This window comes from Pseudomonas massiliensis, from assembly GCF_000826105.1.
Taxonomy (GTDB): domain Bacteria; phylum Pseudomonadota; class Gammaproteobacteria; order Pseudomonadales; family Pseudomonadaceae; genus Aquipseudomonas; species Aquipseudomonas massiliensis.
In genome coordinates, this window is the sequence record NZ_CCYK01000004.1 from 228,208 (window position 1) to 245,890 (window position 17,683).

13 protein-coding genes are annotated in these 17,683 nt (G+C 64.6%); 8 read left to right on the top strand and 5 right to left on the bottom strand.

Features of this window, described 5'->3' with window-relative positions; translation table 11 throughout:
• Positions 1–16 precede the first annotated feature (16 nt).
• On the top strand, positions 17–1,174 hold the full coding sequence (locus BN1188_RS02440; RefSeq protein WP_040259639.1) for a hypothetical protein: 1,158 nt from the start codon (positions 17–19) through the stop codon (positions 1,172–1,174).
• On the opposite strand, the gene BN1188_RS02445 is transcribed toward BN1188_RS02440, so the two are convergent.
• Entirely contained in the window at positions 1,171–1,812 is a 642-nt protein-coding gene (locus BN1188_RS02445; protein WP_040259640.1) for a phosphotransferase, read from the bottom strand. The two genes, BN1188_RS02440 and BN1188_RS02445, sit on opposite strands and share 4 nt — an antisense overlap.
• Positions 1,813–1,970: 158 nt before the next feature.
• Between BN1188_RS02445 and msbA the strand changes: the two genes are divergently transcribed.
• The 3 genes from msbA to hldE all read left to right on the top strand — a co-directional run bounded on the left by msbA (position 1,971) and on the right by hldE (position 6,114).
• Positions 1,971–3,773 (top strand): lipid A export permease/ATP-binding protein MsbA, encoded by a 1,803-nt coding sequence (msbA, locus tag BN1188_RS02450; protein WP_040259641.1) that lies wholly within the window; start codon positions 1,971–1,973, stop codon positions 3,771–3,773.
• Positions 3,774–4,007: 234 nt separating this feature from the next.
• Complete coding sequence (locus BN1188_RS02455) at positions 4,008–4,607, top strand: sulfotransferase family 2 domain-containing protein (RefSeq protein ID WP_052469122.1); 600 nt, start codon at positions 4,008–4,010, stop codon at positions 4,605–4,607.
• A gap of 85 nt (positions 4,608–4,692) precedes the next feature.
• On the top strand, positions 4,693–6,114 hold the full coding sequence (gene hldE, locus BN1188_RS02460; protein WP_040259643.1) for a bifunctional D-glycero-beta-D-manno-heptose-7-phosphate kinase/D-glycero-beta-D-manno-heptose 1-phosphate adenylyltransferase HldE: 1,422 nt from the start codon (positions 4,693–4,695) through the stop codon (positions 6,112–6,114).
• A gap of 34 nt (positions 6,115–6,148) precedes the next feature.
• On the opposite strand, the gene BN1188_RS02465 is transcribed toward hldE, so the two are convergent.
• From BN1188_RS02465 to BN1188_RS02480, 4 genes are all read right to left on the bottom strand, one after another.
• Positions 6,149–7,120, bottom strand: coding sequence for a hypothetical protein (locus BN1188_RS02465; RefSeq protein WP_040259644.1), 972 nt, complete (start codon positions 7,118–7,120; stop codon positions 6,149–6,151).
• Positions 7,121–7,155: 35 nt separating this feature from the next.
• Positions 7,156–7,968, bottom strand: coding sequence for an aldo/keto reductase (locus BN1188_RS02470; protein WP_040259645.1), 813 nt, complete (start codon positions 7,966–7,968; stop codon positions 7,156–7,158).
• The gene (locus BN1188_RS02475; RefSeq protein WP_040259646.1) at positions 7,965–9,137 is read right to left on the bottom strand and encodes an NAD(P)/FAD-dependent oxidoreductase; all 1,173 of its coding nucleotides are present in this window, start codon (positions 9,135–9,137) and stop codon (positions 7,965–7,967) included. The genes BN1188_RS02470 and BN1188_RS02475 overlap by 4 nt, the downstream gene beginning before the upstream one ends.
• Before the next feature lie 70 nt (positions 9,138–9,207).
• Complete coding sequence (locus tag BN1188_RS02480; RefSeq protein WP_040259647.1) at positions 9,208–9,540, bottom strand: DMT family transporter; 333 nt, start codon at positions 9,538–9,540, stop codon at positions 9,208–9,210.
• A 380-nt stretch (positions 9,541–9,920) separates the two neighbouring features.
• Between BN1188_RS02480 and BN1188_RS02485 the strand changes: the two genes are divergently transcribed.
• Genes BN1188_RS02485 through BN1188_RS02500 form a run of 4 tightly spaced genes read left to right on the top strand, consistent with a single transcriptional unit; the run spans position 9,921 to position 17,633 of the window.
• On the top strand, positions 9,921–12,113 hold the full coding sequence (locus BN1188_RS02485; protein ID WP_040259648.1) for a TonB-dependent siderophore receptor: 2,193 nt from the start codon (positions 9,921–9,923) through the stop codon (positions 12,111–12,113).
• Between the two features lie 56 nt (positions 12,114–12,169).
• The gene (gene fes / locus BN1188_RS02490; protein WP_084596134.1) at positions 12,170–13,423 is read left to right on the top strand and encodes an enterochelin esterase; all 1,254 of its coding nucleotides are present in this window, start codon (positions 12,170–12,172) and stop codon (positions 13,421–13,423) included.
• A gap of 35 nt (positions 13,424–13,458) precedes the next feature.
• On the top strand, positions 13,459–13,665 hold the full coding sequence (locus BN1188_RS02495) for an MbtH family protein (protein ID WP_040259649.1): 207 nt from the start codon (positions 13,459–13,461) through the stop codon (positions 13,663–13,665).
• Complete coding sequence (locus BN1188_RS02500) at positions 13,662–17,633, top strand: enterobactin synthase subunit F (RefSeq protein ID WP_052469123.1); 3,972 nt, start codon at positions 13,662–13,664, stop codon at positions 17,631–17,633. The genes BN1188_RS02495 and BN1188_RS02500 overlap by 4 nt, the downstream gene beginning before the upstream one ends.
• Positions 17,634–17,683: the final 50 nt, after the last annotated feature.

Genomic DNA, 17,683 nt, shown 5'->3' on the forward strand with positions numbered 1-17,683 from the left:
AGCCCAAGAGGTCGTTTTGGCAAGCCAGTCCGTTTCCCGTTATTTCACCACGCTGCTGGTGGCGTTCATCATCAGCTTCCTCGTGCAGGGCTCGGCGAAGTGGACCAACAATCTGTACTACGCCTTGATTGCATTGCCGGGGCTGGTAGCGCTGGTTCGCTATAGAGGTGCTGGGCTGACGCGCGAACCCTTGGCCCTGGGCTGGCTCTTGCTGTTGTTATGGTGTCTGGTGCCAGCAGCGCGAGAGGAGGGCACGCAGTTCTATAAGCACATCGTTTACACCGGCTTGTTCGTGGCCATAGTGGCAAGCCTCACCGAGCATCGTTTTTTTCACCTCGGCCGCACGGCCAGGGCGCTGTTCTGGATCATCAGCCTGTATATCTATGCCTGTTCGGCCTATATGTACCTGACAGGCCGGATACCCTTCGGCGCGCGGGTAGACATACTCCCGGCGCGCATGGAAAACGTCATCTACACCAGCATCTGGCTGGTCTGCGCCATGGCCTTGGCATTGCCAGCGTGGGCGCGCGAACGGCGCTACGTCGAAATGGCGCTGGGCGTCGTGCTGGCGTTCGTGGCAGTGGCTTTCGTACTGCAAACCCGTACCGGCATTGTAGGTGGCGTGTTCGTGATGGCCGCCTGGGGCCTTTGCAACGTCTACCGTCACCCTCGCGTAGCGGCGCCCATAGCCGCGGCGATCCTGGTCGGGCTTGGCCTGATCCTTTGGTGTGTCTGGCATGAAAGCTGGCTGGTATCGCTGATAGGCCGTGGCGACTCCTACCGCACCGACCTGTTCCGTATCATGACCGGCGAGTGGTTCAACTGTGGCTGGGCGCTGGGTTGCGGCGTGAACTTCCATACCAGCCAGACCCTGCCAGGCGGCATCCCGATCCCGCATCCTCATAACATCTTCGTGGCGTTTGGCCTTTACACCGGCGGCATCTCGCTGTTGATCTTCGTGCCGCTGATGGCGGCTACCTTGTGGCAAGCCTGGCGGGCACGAGACCCGTGGGGTCTCTACCTGGTCGCGGCCTTGCTGATGCTCAACTTCGACGGCAGCAAGCTGGTGGGCAACCCGGATGAGCTCTGGATGCTTGTGCTGTTGCCAGCGGCGGTGATCCTGGGTGGCGCCGTTGCCCGTAGGCGCGTATCCATCGGCGAGGCTCGGGGTTAAAGCGCGGCAAGTGCCTGACTGACAGCCTCGGCGGGGCAGCGCGTCTGGCTGGCCATGTAGCCCTGGATGAACGCATCGGTATCTTCGGTGAGCCAGTGGCGATCCGTGGCGTAGCGCAGCATATGGCGGAAGTTGCGCAAGCGCAGGGAGCGGCTGAGCGGCCTGCGGTACAGGCGCAGGTCGGCGATATCGATCAGGCCGAGCCTGTACTCGGGCGTGAGCACCACATTGCCCAGGTGTACGGAGCGGAAGTACACCCCGCTTTCATGCAGGCGCCCGAGGAAGGCGCCGAGGTCTGTGCGCAGTTGGGCTGTGGCATTGCCGCTGGCAATGAGCTGGCGCAGGGTGTCACCTGGCAAGGGGGCGTAGTGCACGGCATCACGCTCGATTTCAGCGATGCGGTAGACGGCCATGACCCCGGGGCAGGGGATGGACCGGCCCTGCAGGTGACGGCAATTGTCCGCAAAGCGCCTGGCATAGGGATACCAGGCCGCAGACGTGAACAGCCGCTTGCGTCGGAAGAGCTTGAACATGCTCCCATCGGCCAGGCGCAATACCTTGTCGCCGGAGCCGTCCGCCTCCAGTACCTGGGCGCCTTCCCTCAAGGCCAGGTAGTCGCGGTGGTCGAGCGGTTGCATGCCTTCTCTCATATAAAAACGCTATCTCGGGTGGTGTCGGCGAATGCCTGCAGGGCGCTAGCACCAGCTAGCGAAGGGTTGCGCCTATGGTAGCGCACCGGACAGCGTGATGGCTCCCTGTGCTACAATGCCGGGCTATTTCAATACGATGATCGCTCATGAGCCACCCCGATTCCTCCGCGCCTTCGAGCCTGAAGATCTACCTCCGGCTGCTGTCTTACATGCGCCCCTACATCGGGCTGTTCAGCCTCAGCATCGTAGGCTTCGTGGTATTCGCGTCCACCCAGCCGATGCTCGCCGGCATCCTCAAGTATTTCGTCGACGGCCTCAACAATCCCGAGGCGGTACTGTTTCCGACGGTGCCTTACCTGCGTGACCTGAAACTGCTGCAGGCGGTGCCCCTGTTGATCGTGCTCATCGCCGCCTGGCAGGGGGTGGGCTCGTACCTGGGCAACTATTTCCTGGCCAAGGTCTCCCTGGGGTTGATCCACGATCTGCGCCTGGCGCTGTTCGACAAACTGCTGGTGTTGCCGAACCGTTATTACGATACGCACAACTCGGGCCATCTGATCTCTCGCATCACCTTCAACGTGACCATGGTCACCGGGGCCGCGACGGACGCGATCAAGGTGGTGATCCGCGAAGGCCTGACCGTGGTCTTCCTGTTCGGCTACCTGCTGGTGATGAACTGGCGCCTGACCCTTGTCATGCTGGCCATCCTGCCGCTGATCGCGATCATGGTCAGCAGCACCAGCAAGAAATTCCGCAAGCAGAGCAAGAAGATCCAGGTCGCCATGGGCGACGTGACCCATGTGGCATCGGAAACCATCCAGGGCTATCGGGTGGTGCGCAGTTTCGGCGGCGAAAGCTACGAGGCCGAGCGCTTCCGCAAGGCCAGCCAGAGCAATACCGACAAGCAGTTGCGCATGACCAAGACCGGGGCGGTCTATACCCCGATGCTGCAACTGGTCATCTATACCGCCATGGCGGTGCTGATGTTCCTGGTACTCTGGTTGCGCGGCGATGCCAGTGCCGGAGACCTGGTGGCCTATATCACCGCGGCTGGCCTGCTGCCCAAGCCGATTCGCCAGCTGTCCGAAGTGAGCTCCACCATCCAGCGCGGCGTCGCCGGCGCGGAAAGCATCTTCGAGCAACTGGATGTCACGCCGGAACAGGACACCGGCACTGTGGAACGAGACCAGGTCAGCGGCCGCCTCGAGGTTCACCACCTGAATTTCGTCTATCCCGGTACCGACCGCCCAGTGCTCAAGGACATCAGCTTCACGGCGGAGCCGGGACAGATGATCGCCCTCGTGGGGCGGTCAGGCAGTGGCAAGTCCACCCTGGCCAACCTGATCCCGCGTTTCTATCAACACAGCGAAGGTGAAATCCTCCTCGATGGCGTGGAGGTGCAGGATTACAGGCTGCGTAACCTGCGTCGGCACATTGCTCAGGTGAACCAGCAGGTGACGCTGTTCAACGACACCGTGGCCAACAACATCGCCTACGGTGACCTGGCGGGCGCGCCGCGGGAGCAGATAGAGGCGGCCGCTCGCGATGCCTTCGCCAAGGACTTCATCGATCAACTGCCGCAGGGCTTCGACACTGATGTGGGCGAGAACGGCGTGCTGCTTTCCGGCGGCCAGCGCCAGCGCCTGGCCATCGCCCGGGCACTGTTGAAAAATGCTCCGCTGCTCATTCTCGACGAGGCCACTTCTGCTCTGGATACCGAGTCTGAGCGGCATATCCAGGCGGCCCTGGATCATGTCATGCAGGGCCGTACCACCTTGGTGATCGCGCACCGCTTGTCCACCATCGAAAAGGCGGACCTGATCCTGGTGATGGACCAGGGCGAAATCGTGGAGCGAGGTACCCACCAGCACCTGCTGAGCCTCAATGGCTTCTATGCGCGCCTCCATGCGATGGGTCTCGAAGAGCCTGGGCACCTGGACATGGCGTAACCCACCCGGACTGCGCATGAAGGCGCGCCTCCCTGGGAGCGCCTTTGTTTTTGTAGCCGGATGGTTACCTGATCGGACGAAACGATGATGTAGCGTCGCTGGCGATTTGCTACTGTCGAGATGGCCGCAGGGTCGGCTCGGGAGGGGATACAGTCCAGCGTCAACGTGAAGCCATTATCGTCTTCGACTATCCAGGGGCGTCTCGCTCGGCAAGGTGGCGCTCCGGCCGCCTTCATGCGTGGTCCGCAGCGCTTTCCCGATGCATTCCGTGCTCACCGCTGTCTGTTCGTCAACGTGCCAGGATGCGAGAGCGAGGCCGTGTATACGGCGCTTTTCGGCGCCAATAGCCCTGGGCCCGTTCCCCTGCGCTGGTACGAAGAACGCTTCGCTCCGGAATTCGCCACCAGCTTCAAGTTCGCTTTCGTGCGCGACCCCCTGGAGCGTGCCTATGTGGCCTGGGCTCGCTGGCGTGAAGCGCGGCTGTTCCAGGCCGCGGAAAGCAGCGCCAGCCTGGACGAGGAAGAAGACTTCGATGCCTTCGTTGAAGGCCTCGCACCGCCGGACTTGCAGGACCGCCTGGACTTCCGACCGCAAACCGACTTCCTCGAGGACAGCCAAGGGCGGGTGCGCCTGGATTTCATCGGCCATTACGAAAGCCTGATGCGCGACTTCCAATCCATGGCCGATTTCCTGTGCCTTCCCGCCGTGCTGCCCTGGTCGGCGCCAGCTTATGAACGCACGCCCCGTAGCTCGCGCTATGCCGTCGGGCCATTGGCGCGCAAGCGGCTGCGGCAGTTGTACCAGCGCGATTATGAGGTGCTGGGCTACGCCTAGGCTAAGGGCCGTCGCCCCGCGGGCATGGCATGCCGGACCTTGTGGTACTATCGCCGCCTTTGTTCATAGGTAGATGGGTTGGGCCATGAAGTTGTCGATGCCACGTTTCGATCAAGCACCTGTCCTGGTGGTCGGTGATGTGATGCTCGACCGCTATTGGCACGGCGGCACCTCGCGGATTTCACCCGAGGCGCCGGTGCCGGTGGTGCGGGTGGACCAGATCGAGGACCGTCCCGGTGGGGCTGCCAACGTGGCGCTGAATATCGCCGCCCTGGGCGCGCCTGCCTCCCTGGTAGGTGTGACCGGCGAAGACGAAGCCGCCGAAAGCCTGGCCGCCAGCCTGAATGCCGCTGGAGTGAAGGCGCATTTCCAGCGCATTGCGCACCAGCCCACCATTGTCAAACTGCGGGTGATGAGCCGTCACCAGCAATTGCTGCGCATCGATTTCGAAGAGCCCTTCGCCACGGACGCAGTGCGTTTGGGCAGCGACGTGGAGGCCCTGCTGACGGGGGTGAAGGTGCTGGTCTTGTCGGACTACGGCAAAGGCGCGCTGCAGAACCACCAAGCGCTGATCCAGGCCGCGCGGGCCCGTGGCATTCCCGTACTGGCGGACCCCAAGGGCAAGGATTTCACCCGCTATCGCGGCGCCAGCCTGATTACGCCCAACCTTAGTGAGTTCGAAGCCATTGTCGGCGGCTGCGTCGACGAAGCGGACCTGGTCGCCAAGGGCGCGGCCCTGATGGCTGACCTTGAGCTGGGTGCGCTGCTGGTGACTCGCGGCGAACATGGCATGACCCTGTTGCGTCCGGAGCAACCGGCCCTGCACCTGCCCGCCCGCGCGCGGGAAGTGTTCGACGTGACCGGCGCCGGCGACACGGTGATTTCTACCCTGGCAGCCGCCATCGCGGCGGGCGAAGAACTGCCCCACGCCGTCGCCCTGGCCAACCTGGCCGCGGGAATCGTCGTGGGCAAGCTAGGCACCGCAGCCATCAGCGCGCCGGAATTGCGTCGGGCCATCTCCCGTGAGCAGGGTTCGGAGCGCGGTGTGCTGAGCCTCGAACAACTGCTGCTGGCGGTAGACGATGCCCGCGCCCACCAGGAGAAGATCGTCTTTACCAACGGCTGCTTCGACATTCTGCATGCCGGTCACGTGACCTACCTGGAGCAGGCCCGCGCCCAAGGGGACCGCCTGGTCGTAGCGATCAACGACGACGCCTCGGTGGCCAACCTGAAAGGCCCGGGGCGTCCGATCAACAGCGTGGACCGTCGCATGGCCGTGCTCGCCGGCCTGGGCGCCGTGGACTGGGTAGTCAGCTTCGCTGAAAGCACGCCGGAAAACCTGCTGCGCGAGGTCAAGCCAGACGTGCTGGTCAAAGGCGGCGACTACAGCGTGGACCAAGTGGTAGGTGCGGACATCGTCAAAGCCTATGGCGGCATGGTGAAGGTGCTGGGGCTGGTGGAAAACAGCTCTACCACGGCGATCGTGGATAAGATCCGCAACCGCTAGGCGCAGAACGTCATGCCTGGGGACGCTTCCGGGCTTAGCCTTTCCCCTTTCGCCCTTGCCGTGCCAGGCGTATCAACGCCTTGGCCCGGGTAGTGATGCGGCCGAGCCGAGACTTGCGCTTCACCGGTGCGTTCACGCCCTGCCGGGCCAGCCATTCCCGCCAGCGCACCCGCTCTTCGCGCACCACCCAGCCTTCCTGGCGGCCAAAGTTTTCCGCCAGGTACAGCCCACGCGTGGACGCGGGAAACAGCTTTCCCTTGCGCAGGGTATACAACTGCGCAAGGGGCACCCCGTTCTTCAATGGAATCAGATACAGGTCAGGCCGGCCGCGGCTGAGCTGTGTGACCAGCTCCCCTTTGTCCAGTCGCTCGTCCACATGATAGAGGCTCAGCTCGCGGGCTTCCTTGGGCGCCTCCAGGCGCATGTCATAGACCAGCTGCAAAGAGGCCGTGGGTAAATGCACATAGGCACGAGGGCGCTCGATCAGCGTCAGGCTGCCGCTACGCACTGGGGGGGCGTCTCCGGTCACCGGGCGCAGTGCAAAGGGCGTGTTGTCCGTATAGCGCAGGGCTGCGCTGTAGGGGGCCGGTAGCCAAGTCTCCTTGAAGCGACCGTTGAGCCAGCCGTCGGCGGTTTCGAGCAGGCATTCCTCGGCGATTTCCTGCACGGCGGTATGCAACGGCAGGTTGAGTTCATGGGCCGGTACATAGCCGGAAATCATCTTGAGCACCACATCGCGCCGGTCCAGGCGGTGTTGTCGTACCAGCACCCAATACTCGTTGCCTTCCCAGGCCAGCGTCAGTCGTACCGACACGCCAAGGTTGGCCAGTTCCAGCTCGAACGCATGCGGGTCTTCAACCTCCATGAGGCGGCGTTTATCCAGCATCTGGCTGAAGTTGATGGGCATGCCGGTGCCCTGGTAGGCGAGGCCGTCCGCGGAGGCCTGGACCGAGATGCGCAGGGTCTTGAAGTTGGCCGGATTGCTTCGGCGAAGGATGCGCGGCATAAGGTTTCCTTTTCAGCGACCGCCGCGCCTTCCCCTCAAGGGGCTCGCAGAACCGCGGCGGCGGTGGCCACGTTGTGGGCCAGGTGAACAGGGTTGATGGTGCCGACGATGGCCGCGGTCACGCCCGGCTGACCGAACAGGGCCTCGAAACTGGCCCGTACCGGGTCTATGCCTGGCTGCAAGCAGACATGGCCGCTGGCCAAGGCCTTTTTTATCAGGATGCCTTTGCCATGTGACGCTGCGTATTCAATGACCGGGCGTTCCGCCTGTTCGTTCAGATTGTAAGTGACCATCGCGCAGTCGCCATGCTCCAGCGCCTTGAGCCCCCCGGCAACGGTTTTACCGGAAAAACCGTAGGCAAGGATTTTGCCCTCCTGTTTCAGCCGGGCCAGGGTAGGGTACACGTCGGTTCGCTCGAGTATGTCCAGGTCGTTGCCATCCGAATGGACCAGAACCAGATCGAGGCGATCGGTCTCCAGCCTTTTCAGGCTGCGCTCCACTGAAAACCGGGTGTGCTCGGCACTGAAGTCGAAACGGGACTGGTTGTTCTCGAACTCCTCGCCCACCTTGCTCACGATCACCCACTGGTCGCGCTGGCCGCGCAACAAAGGCCCCAGGCGGGTTTCGCTGTGGCCATAGGCCGGCGCGGTGTCCAGCAGGTTGATGCCCAGGGCTTGGGCCTGGCGCAATAGCGCCGCGGCCTGCTGGTCGTCAGGAATGGTGAAACCGTTGGGGTATTTCACCCCCTGGTCGCGCCCGAGCTTCACCGTGCCGAGGCCCAGGGGTGATACCTTCGCGCCCGTGGCGCCCAGCTGGCGCCACAGGCCGTGCAGGCTAGGCAGGCTCATGGCAGCGCCGCCCAGGCAGGCACGCCCAGGGGCGGTGCCGGTAACGCTGGCAATGGCTCGGCGGGCCCAGGGCGAACGCCGTCGCGCTCCAGTGCGGCGATTACCCGGTCGGTGAAATCCGGTGCCAGGGCCAGTTTGGTGGGCCAGCCCACCAGCAGGGGGGCATCGGTGGCCAGGAAGGCATTATCCGGGCGAACCAGGCCTGACTGGGCAGGCTCGGCGCGATCCACCCGCAAGGTGGACCAGTGCAGGCCGCGCTGGTCCAGCCAGGGCAGCAATTGGCCAAGCTCACGTTGGGCCGCTTCGATCTGCTGGGCTTCACTGCGGGCTACGCCGTCCGCCTCGGCCAGTTCACCGCCCAGGTACCAGACCCACTGGCCATCGCTGCCAGGGTGGGTGGTCACTGTAAGCCGCGGCTTGGGACCGCCGCCCAGGCAGTGGGCATACAAAGGCTTGAGCGCCGCGCCCTTGACCAGCACCATGTGCAGGGGACGCCGCTGCATGGCCGGCTGCGCTACCCCGAGTTCGCTGAGCAGCGCTTCGTTGCCCGCGCCGGCGCTGAGCACGATGCGTTGCGCCCGGATGTCGCGACCGTCGACGCGCAGGCCCACCAAGCGGCCGTCTTCACGCAGAGGCTGCAGGCACTCACCGGCCAGCAGGCTGCCAGCAGCCAGTTCGGCCAGACGAGCCACCAGGCTCGGTACGTCCACCACCAACTCGGCCAGGCGGTAGACCTTGCCCCTGAAGGCCGGGTTTTGCAGCGCTGGCGGAAGCTGGTCACCCTTGACCGTATCCACCCGGCCACGAACGGCCTTGCTGGCGAAAAAGCTGGTCAGGTTGCCCGCCAGGGTGCCGGGTGACCACAGGTAATGAGCGTCGGATAGCAAACGTACGCCGCGCAGGTCCAGCTCACCCGTGCCTGCCAAGGCCTCGCGCCAGCGCCTGGGCATGTCGGCAATGGCTTCGGAAGCGCCGGTAAGCGCGCCATGCAGGGCGTATTTCGCCCCCCCGTGAATGATCCCCTGGGCCTTGAGGGTCTGGCCGCCCCCCAAGGGGCCTCGCTCGACCAGCAGGGTAGACCAGCCAGCCCGGCGCAAGCGCGCGTTCAGCCACAGGCCAGCGACGCCTGCGCCGACGATGAGCACATCAGTGGAAATGGGGGTGGGCATGAGCGACCTCGTGTACAAACCGGCCCGCAGTATACCTTTACTCGGCAAGCTCGGCGTCGCTCTGCCTGGCTCAGTGGCCCGCGGTTTTCGAGAACAGCTGTATCACCACTACCCCGGCCACGATCAACCCCATGCCCGCCATGGCCGGCACATCCAGGCGCTGCCCATAAACAAAGAGCGCGGCGATGCTCACCATCACAATGCCCATCCCCGCCCAGATCGCATAGGCAATGCCTACCGGGATGCTGCGCACCACCAGAGTGAGCATGAAGAAGGCGATGCCGTACCCCAGGATGACCAGCGCCAGGGGCAAAGGCGTGCTCAGGCCCTTCACCGCCTTCATGGAAACGGTAGCGATCACTTCGGCGCAGATGGCAATGGCGAGGTAGTAGTAGGCAGTCATTGAAGCGGTCCGTCGGCTGTTTTCGGTCATTCTAGGGAAGCGGAGGGGGAGGCGACAGCGGCGCGGGAATATTAGATTTGAATGTCAGGCAGGGCGGGGCTTTATTAATCTGGCAACGCCTATCCATTCGAATGTATCAATCTCTATATAACGCGCAATGTGTTTGCGGATGTTATTGAGATTGATTACCATCCGGGCGGCCCGGGTGAAGGGTGTTCCTTGCACCCGAATGACGCGGTGGCAAGTACAGCCTGTTTCCTCGCGCTTGCGCCGCTTCAATAACATTCGCTGACCGGCTTATAGACGGGGGCGCTGTATCGCAGCCCACAAGCCCGCAAGGCCGGCCTGCTTACCGCAACGTGGCATACAAAGGACATAAGATGAACGTTCACCGGGGAATCACGCAGCTGTTTACAAGCCGTCGCGCCCAGCGCTCATTGCTGGCAGGGGTTTCAGCCAGCCTTCTGGCGCCGTTTCCGCTCAGCGCGCTGGCCGAGACGGTCGCCTTGCAGGAGCCGGCCGTGGAGCTGGACACTCTGACTGTCGAGGGCAATCGGCTGTACGACATGCCACCCTCCGAGCAGACCGGTGGCTATACCGTCGACTCGGCCACGGTAGGCAGCAAGACCCCGGCCGCCCTGCGTGACATTCCCCAGTCCACCACCAGCTACACCAACGAGTACATCCGCGACCGCCAGTTCGTGCACCTCGATGACCTGGCCAAGTACACCGCTGGCCTGCGTACCCTGAGCAACGACAGCGGCCGCTCGTCCATCTATGCCCGCGGCTATGAGTACGACGAATTCAACATCGACGGCCTGCCCGCGCCCATGGCCAGTATCTTCGGCACCGTGCCGTCGCTGGTTGCCTTCGACCGGGTGGAAGTGATGCGCGGCCCGTCCGGGCTGTTCAACAGCACCAGCGAGCTGGGCGGCGTGGTGAACATGGTGCGCAAGCGCCCGACCTCCGAGTTCCAGGGCCATGTGGAAGGCCGCTACGGCACCTGGGACCAGAATTACCAGGAAGTGGACGTCTCCGGCCCGCTGGATGAAGCCGGCCGCGTGCGTGGGCGTTTCATCGCCTCCCGCGCCGACAGCAATGGCGAGGCGGACTACAACGACAACACCAGCAACACCTACTACGGCGCGCTGGACGTCGACCTGAACGACAGCACGCAGCTGTCCTTCGGTCTGCTGCACGAAGTCAAGAACCTGAGCCCCAACAATGGCTATCCCACTGACAGCAAGGGCAACCTGCTGAACTTCAGCCACTCGAAGTTCTTCGGCGCGGACTGGAACTCCTTCGACGGCAAGACCACCGACCTTACCGCCGAGCTGACCCACCGCTTCGAAAACGGCGGCTATGGCCGTATCGCCCTGCGCGGCTCCCAGCGCGACACCCAGTACATGTATGCCTTCACCGGCGGCGCGGTCCAGGCCAATGGCAATACCACCCTGCGTGCCACGGCTCGTGACTTCGAGCAAGACACCTTCTCGATGGACGCCAGCTACAGCCAGCCCTTCGCGGCCCTGGGCCAGGTGAGCGAGTTCGTGGTGGGGACCGACTACAAGCACTACAACACCAGCTACAAAGATGGCAGCAAGTCCCTGGGCACTATCAACATCTACAGCTACGACCCGACGGATATCGCCAAGCCGGCCAAGTTCTATACCAGCCAGGTGGATACCGACGAACAGGAGCTGGGCCTGTATTCGAAGGTCACCTTCCGCCCGGTCGAGCGGTTGGCGCTGATCGGCGGCGCGCGCTTGAGCAGTTACCGTGGCGAGGGCTACACCACTACGCTGTCCAGCGGCGCCAAGACCGGCAGCGACCGCGACGTCAACGGCCATGTGACCCCATACGGTGGCGTGGTCTTCGACCTGGACGAGCATCACTCGCTCTACGCCAGCTACTCCCAGGTGTTCAAGCCGCAATCCCAGGTTGGCCAGGACGGCAAGCTGATCAAGCCTCATGAAGGCGAGCAGTTCGAGGTAGGCATCAAGGGCAGCTACCTGGACGGCAACCTCAACGCCCGGGTGTCGGCCTTCCAGCTGAACGACAAGAACCGGGCGGTCAACCCGGTAGATGCCAATGGCAACAGCATCACCAGCTACTACGTGGCCCAGGGCAAATCGCGCATTCGCGGCGCCGAGTTCGAAGTCAGCGGTAACCTCACTCCCAACTGGGACGTGATTGCCGGGTACACCTATATGAAAACCGAAACCCTGGAAGGCGCGGCCAACACTACCTTCATGACCATGCCACGCCACCAGGCTTCGGTATGGAGCAAGTACACCCTCGACGGCGGTCTGCTGTCCGGCCTCAGTGTGGGCGCTGGTATCACCGGCATGAGCGACTTCTACATGGAAAGCAACAACATCAAGGTCAGCGCGCCGGGCTATGCCACCGTGGATGCCAAACTGGCCTACCCGGTCACCAAGCAGCTGACCGCCACCCTGGACGTGAACAACCTGTTCGACCGCGACTACTACTCCCGCGTCGGCTCGGTGTCCACCTTCAACATGTACGGTCCATCGCGTAGCCTCACCGTGGGCGCGCGCTACGACTTCTGACCCTCAAGCGTCGCGGCCGGCTCACCCCGGCCCGTGGCCGCACCTGGAACGCGCTGATGCCTGACACCGCCCGCAGCGCCTGGCTGCAGCGTAGCGACATCGCTACCGAACACTGGTGGCAGGCAGTGGCCGTCGAAGGCACGCCGCTGATCGAAGCGGCGGGGCCTGGCCACTGCCTGCTGACTTTCCTATGGCGAGACCCTCAAGGGCACGCCGAACACTCCGATACCCAGCGGGTATGGATCAACATCACCGGCGTCACTGATCACCATCAACCTGGCGGGCCTCGTAGCCTGACGCGCTGGGGTGATACGGACCTGTGGTACTTCCAGCTCGAACTGCCCGCTACCTGGCGAGGCACCTACAGCCTGATTCCCAGCGAGCAAGCGGCAGGGCCGGAAGGCGGCCGCGAGGCGCTGCGAGCCTGGTGGCGTGCGCGCTTCCAGGCCGCGCGCCCGGACCCGCTCAATCGCGCACGGGGATGGACGGGGCAACGTGGCATCCAGGTTTCCACGGCGCAGCTGCCCGAGGCCCCGGCACAAGCCGCCTGGGCAGGTTTCGATCGCGGTGAGCCCTGGCCCGCCCCAGGCTTTCCCCGCTGGCAGGCCTTGGAGTGGGACAGCCCGACGCTGGGCAACAAGCGCCGGGTGTGGCTGGGCGTCACGGGCGAAGGCAGCGACGAGCGGCGTCCCCTGGCCTTGTTGCTCGATGGCAGGTTCTGGGCCGAAACCGTACCGGTAGGCCCGGCCATCACCCAGTTGACGGCGGCAGGCGTACTGCCCGGCGCCGTCTACCTGCTGATCGACAATATCGACAGCCAGCATCGCGCTCGCGAACTTACCTGTAATCCTGATTTCTGGCACGCCGTGCAACAGGAGCTGCTGCCCTTGGCGCGCCACCATGCCCGCTTCAGCGAGGCCGCCGCTACCACCGTAGTGGCCGGGCAAAGCTTCGGCGGCCTCTCGGCGCTCTATGCCGGCTTGCATTGGCCAGAGCGTTTCGGCTGCGTACTGAGCCAATCCGGCTCCTATTGGTGGCCCAGGCGCGAAGCGACGGACGCGGCCAGCGATGGCTGGCTGATTCAGCAGCTCGAACAGGGACTGGGGCAGGGGACTGACCTGAAGCTCTATCTGGAAGCGGGGCAGCGCGAACCGCTGATCGATCGGGCCAACCTGCGCCTGGTTGACCTGCTGACCGAGCGAGGTTGGGCTTTCGATTGGCGCCGCGTGGACGGCGGCCACGATGCTCTCTGTTGGCGCGGCGGCCTGCTCGATGGCCTGGCCTCGCTCTGGGCGGATGTCGCCCGTTAGCCGTTTTTCGTTTTTGGATTGAAAAGGATACGCCCGTGGAACAGCTCAACCCCTTCGATGATCCCGATCAACTGTGCTACGTCCTGGCCAATGGGCAAGGCCAGCATAGCCTGTGGCCTGCCTTCGCGGTCATTCCGGCTGGCTGGCGTCAGGTCCATGGCCCCGCCAGCCGGGAGGCATGTGGCCAGTGGGTGGAGCTAGCCTGGACGAGCCTGACCGCGGCCGAGGGGAGCGAACAATGACCGAACTCAACGCAAGCGTGGCAGCCGAGCGCGAGCTGCCGCTGGTAGCGGCGCAACCAGGCATCTGGGTGGCAGACCAACTCACCCCTCACTCCAACGCTTACGCCGTTGCCCATTATGTAGAGCTGGACGGTGAGCTGAACCTGGGTGTCCTGCGCCAGGCCATCGCTGAGGGGCTGTCGGAGGTGGATACTCTGCGCATGGTGTTCGAGGAACGCGACGGCGTGCCCACCCAGCGCTTCGACCCGCGGGCGCCTTTGCCTGAAGCGGTGGTTCTGGACATGCGCGGCCAGCCAGACCCGCATGCTGCCGCCCTGGCCTGGATGCAGGCGGATTTGCGCCAGGACCTGCGCGCCACGGCCAAGGGTTTGCAGTGGAGCAATGTGCTGCTGCGCACAGGCGAACAGCGTTGGTGCTGGTACCAGCGTTACCACCACCTGGCGCTGGACGGCTACAGCTTCGCTGGCCTTACCCGACGTATCGCTCAACGCTACAGTGCCGCGATGCGCGGCGAAGCGCCCGGGCCGTCGCCCTGGACGCCTTTCGAGCGAGTGGTGGCGGAATACCAGGCCTACGAGGCATCGGACAAATACCAGCAGGACCGCGCCTTCTGGCAGGAAAAAGCCAGCCGGCTGCCTCCGGCGGTCAGCCTCTCCCCCGCCCCGCTTGGCGGACAGGTACCTACGACCCAACTGCTGCGCGAACGCTGCGTCGTCGCGCCTGATACGCTGCGTCCCCTGATCGCTGCCGCCGAGGCACAGCGCCTGAGCGCGGCGGACGTGGCCGTGGCGCTGGTTGGGCTTTGGCTGTCGCGCCTGGGTGGGCTGGACGATTTCACCGCGGGCTTCATTTTCATGCGCCGCCTGGGCTCGGCAGCTGCCACCGCGGCGGGCGCGGTCATCAACGTATTGCCGATGCAAGTGCATGTCGGGGCCGAAGACCGCCTCATGGACCTGGCGGCGACCGTGGCCAAGGAACTCAGGACGCTGCGCCGCCGCCAGCGTTATGAAGCTGAGCAGATTCAGCGGGACCTGGGCCGCGTCGGTGATGCCCAGCCGTTGTATGGCGCGGTGATCAACCTCAAGCTGTTCGACTTCCAGCTGGACCTGGCGGGTGTGCCAGGTACCACCCACGCCTTGGCTGCGGGGCCGGTGCGTGACCTGGAAATCACACTTTATCTGGATCAGGCCCAGCAGTTGACCCTCGAGGTACTGGCCAACGCCGAGCGCTATGAACCCCAGGCCTTGGCGCGGCATGTCCAGCGCTTCGGCTGGCTGGCCCGGCAGTTCGCCGCGGACCCACAACAGCCTTGCCAGGCGGTCGACGTGCTGGACGCCACGGACCATGCGCTGCTGACCAAAGTGAACGACACGGCACGCTTGCTGAGTGAAGACACGCTGGCCAGCCTGCTGCGCCGGCAGGCCGAACTCACTCCAGGGGCGCCAGCGCTGTCCGACGCGGACCATCAGCTGGATTATCGGCAGGTGCGCGAACAGGTAGTGGCTTTGGCTCAGCGCCTGGTTCAGCAGGGTGTGCGCCCTGGCGATACCGTTGCCGTCGCGATGCCGCGCTCGGTGTTCCTGTCGTTGGCCCTGATGGCCATTCTGGAAGTAGGGGCGGCCTATCTGCCGCTGGACAGCGGCTATCCGGATGAGCGTCTGGCGCTGATGCTGGAGGACGCCAGCCCGCGCCTGGTGCTGGCCTCGGCGGACCAGGCCGAGCGCCTGGGCAACGCCTGCGCCAGCCCGATGTTGCGCTATGACGCCCTGCTACAGGCCGACCCGGCACTGCCCCGCGGCTTCCGTGGCCCAAGCCCTGCCAGCGCGGCCTATATCATCTATACGTCCGGCTCCACCGGTCGCCCAAAGGGGGTTGTGGTAGGGCACCAGGCCATCGTCAACCGCTTGCAGTGGATGCAGCACCAATACCCCATCGGCCTGGCCGACGTGGTGTTGCAGAAAACCCCGAGCAGCTTCGACGTTTCGGTATGGGAGTTCTTCTGGCCCTTGATGGTAGGCGCGCGGCTGCATATGGCCCCGCCGGAGGCGCACCGGGATCCGGAAGCCTTGCAGCGGCTGATCGAGCAGGAGCGCGTCACCACCATGCACTTCGTGCCGTCGATGCTGGCTGCCTTCGTCGCGACCCTTGACGACCCCGAAGCGGTGGTGCGTTGCAGGCCGCTTCGCCAGGTGTTCTGCAGCGGCGAAGCCCTGCCCACCGAACTGTGCCGCCGCTGGGAGCGGCGTACCGGCGTGGCTCTGCATAACCTCTACGGTCCGACCGAGGCGGCGGTGGATGTCAGCTGGTACCCGGCCCATGGCCCGGTCCTGGCCGAGGTCAGCGGCGCCAGCGTGCCCATCGGCTTCCCGGTCTGGAACACCGGCCTGCGCATTCTCGACCGTCGCCTGCGTCAGGTGCCGCCTGGCGTAGCGGGCGACCTGTACCTGACAGGCGTCCAACTGGCCCACGGTTACCTGGGGCGAGCGGAACTGACGGCCAGCCGGTTCGTGGCCGACCCCTACGCGGACGGCCAGCGTATGTACCGTACCGGTGATGTGGCCCGCTGGCTGGACAACGGCGCAGTGGAGTACCTGGGCCGCAGCGATGACCAGTTGAAGATTCGAGGGCAGCGCATCGAGCTCAGCGAGATCGACCATGCCTTGCTGGCGCTTCCAGGTGTGGCTCAGGCAGTCACCCATGCCCGTGTGCTGAGCGACACTGCCCCGGCAGACGGTGGCGATGCCCGGCAACTGGTGGGCTATGTAATTGCCCAGCCAGGCGTCGAGCTGGACCTGGAGGCCTTGCGCGGCACCCTTGCGGACCGCCTGCCGGCTCATATGGTGCCGGTGGCCTTGGTGCCCCTGGACGCCTTCCCCCTGGGCGCCACCGGCAAGCTGGACCGCAAGGCCTTGCCGCTGCCGAAAGTGCAGGACAAGGCCGCCGGCCGCGCCCCGGCGCCTGGCCTGGAACAGCGCATTGCCGAAGCCTTCGGGCAGATCCTGGGCCGCGATGACGTTCACGCCGAAGACGACTTCTTCGCGTTGGGCGGGCATTCGTTGCTGGCCATGACCCTGGCCGCGACCTTGCGCCGAACCCTGGAGCGACCAGTGGCCGTAGGCCAGGTGATGATCGCGTCCTCGGTCGAACGCCTGGCGCGCTTGCTCGAAACCCAGCGCAGCGAAGCCGAGGCCCAGGCCGCCGGTACCGACGCGTTGCTGCCGTTGCGCCCGGGCAAGGGGCCGACCCTGTTCTGCTTCCATCCTGCCTCCGGCTTCGCCTGGCAGTTCAGTGTATTGCAGCGCTATATCGACCCGCACTGGGCGCTGGTGGGCATCCAGTCGCCGCGCGGCCAGGATTCCTCGTCGCCAGGCCCCTTGCAGCGTGGCCAGCACCTGGACGACGTCTGCGAAGCTCACCTGGCCCTGGTTCGCAGCGTGCAGCCTCACGGGCCCTATCACTTCCTGGGGTATTCCCTGGGCGGCACCCTGGCCCACGGTATTGCCGCGCGCCTGCGCGACGCTGGGGAGGAAGTGGCTTTCCTGGGCCTGCTCGATACCTATCCGCCGGAAACCCAGAACTGGGACGAACGCGCCGGCCAGCACCAGTTGGACCCGGAAGTGCTGGCGGAAGTGAACCGGGAGCGGGAACAGTTCCTGGCGGCTCAGCGCGGCGTGCTGGGCGAAGCGGGGGGCGAAGGCGGAACCCGGTTGTTCGAGCAGATCGAGGCCAACTACGGCGACGCCGTGCGCCTGCTGGCGACCGCACGCAGTGTTCACTTCGCGGGTACTGCCACCTTGTACGTGGCGGAGAAGACCCTGCCCCTGGGTATGGACGTGAACCAGACCTGGGGCCGCTTCGTCGACAAGCTGGCCGTGCAACGCCTGGATTGCGCCCACGTGGACATTATCTCGCCAGCGATGCTGGCCCAGGTGGGGCCGATGATCAACCGTGCCTTGAAGGCGTTGTAAAAGCGGGGCGCGTACCCTGTGGGAACCAGCACTAGCTGGTGAATGGGTGA

Coding starts and splice junctions, on each gene's coding strand:
- BN1188_RS02445 (WP_040259640.1), bottom strand. CDS start 1,812: ATGCAACCGCTCGACCACCGCGACTACCTGGCCTTGAGGGAAGGCGCC.
- msbA (WP_040259641.1), top strand. CDS start 1,971: ATGAGCCACCCCGATTCCTCCGCGCCTTCGAGCCTGAAGATCTACCTC.
- BN1188_RS02455 (WP_052469122.1), top strand. CDS start 4,008: ATGCGTGGTCCGCAGCGCTTTCCCGATGCATTCCGTGCTCACCGCTGT.
- hldE (WP_040259643.1), top strand. CDS start 4,693: ATGAAGTTGTCGATGCCACGTTTCGATCAAGCACCTGTCCTGGTGGTC.
- BN1188_RS02465 (WP_040259644.1), bottom strand. CDS start 7,120: ATGCCGCGCATCCTTCGCCGAAGCAATCCGGCCAACTTCAAGACCCTG.
- BN1188_RS02470 (WP_040259645.1), bottom strand. CDS start 7,968: ATGAGCCTGCCTAGCCTGCACGGCCTGTGGCGCCAGCTGGGCGCCACG.
- BN1188_RS02475 (WP_040259646.1), bottom strand. CDS start 9,137: ATGCCCACCCCCATTTCCACTGATGTGCTCATCGTCGGCGCAGGCGTC.
- BN1188_RS02480 (WP_040259647.1), bottom strand. CDS start 9,540: ATGACTGCCTACTACTACCTCGCCATTGCCATCTGCGCCGAAGTGATC.
- BN1188_RS02485 (WP_040259648.1), top strand. CDS start 9,921: ATGAACGTTCACCGGGGAATCACGCAGCTGTTTACAAGCCGTCGCGCC.
- fes (WP_084596134.1), top strand. CDS start 12,170: ATGCCTGACACCGCCCGCAGCGCCTGGCTGCAGCGTAGCGACATCGCT.
- BN1188_RS02500 (WP_052469123.1), top strand. CDS start 13,662: ATGACCGAACTCAACGCAAGCGTGGCAGCCGAGCGCGAGCTGCCGCTG.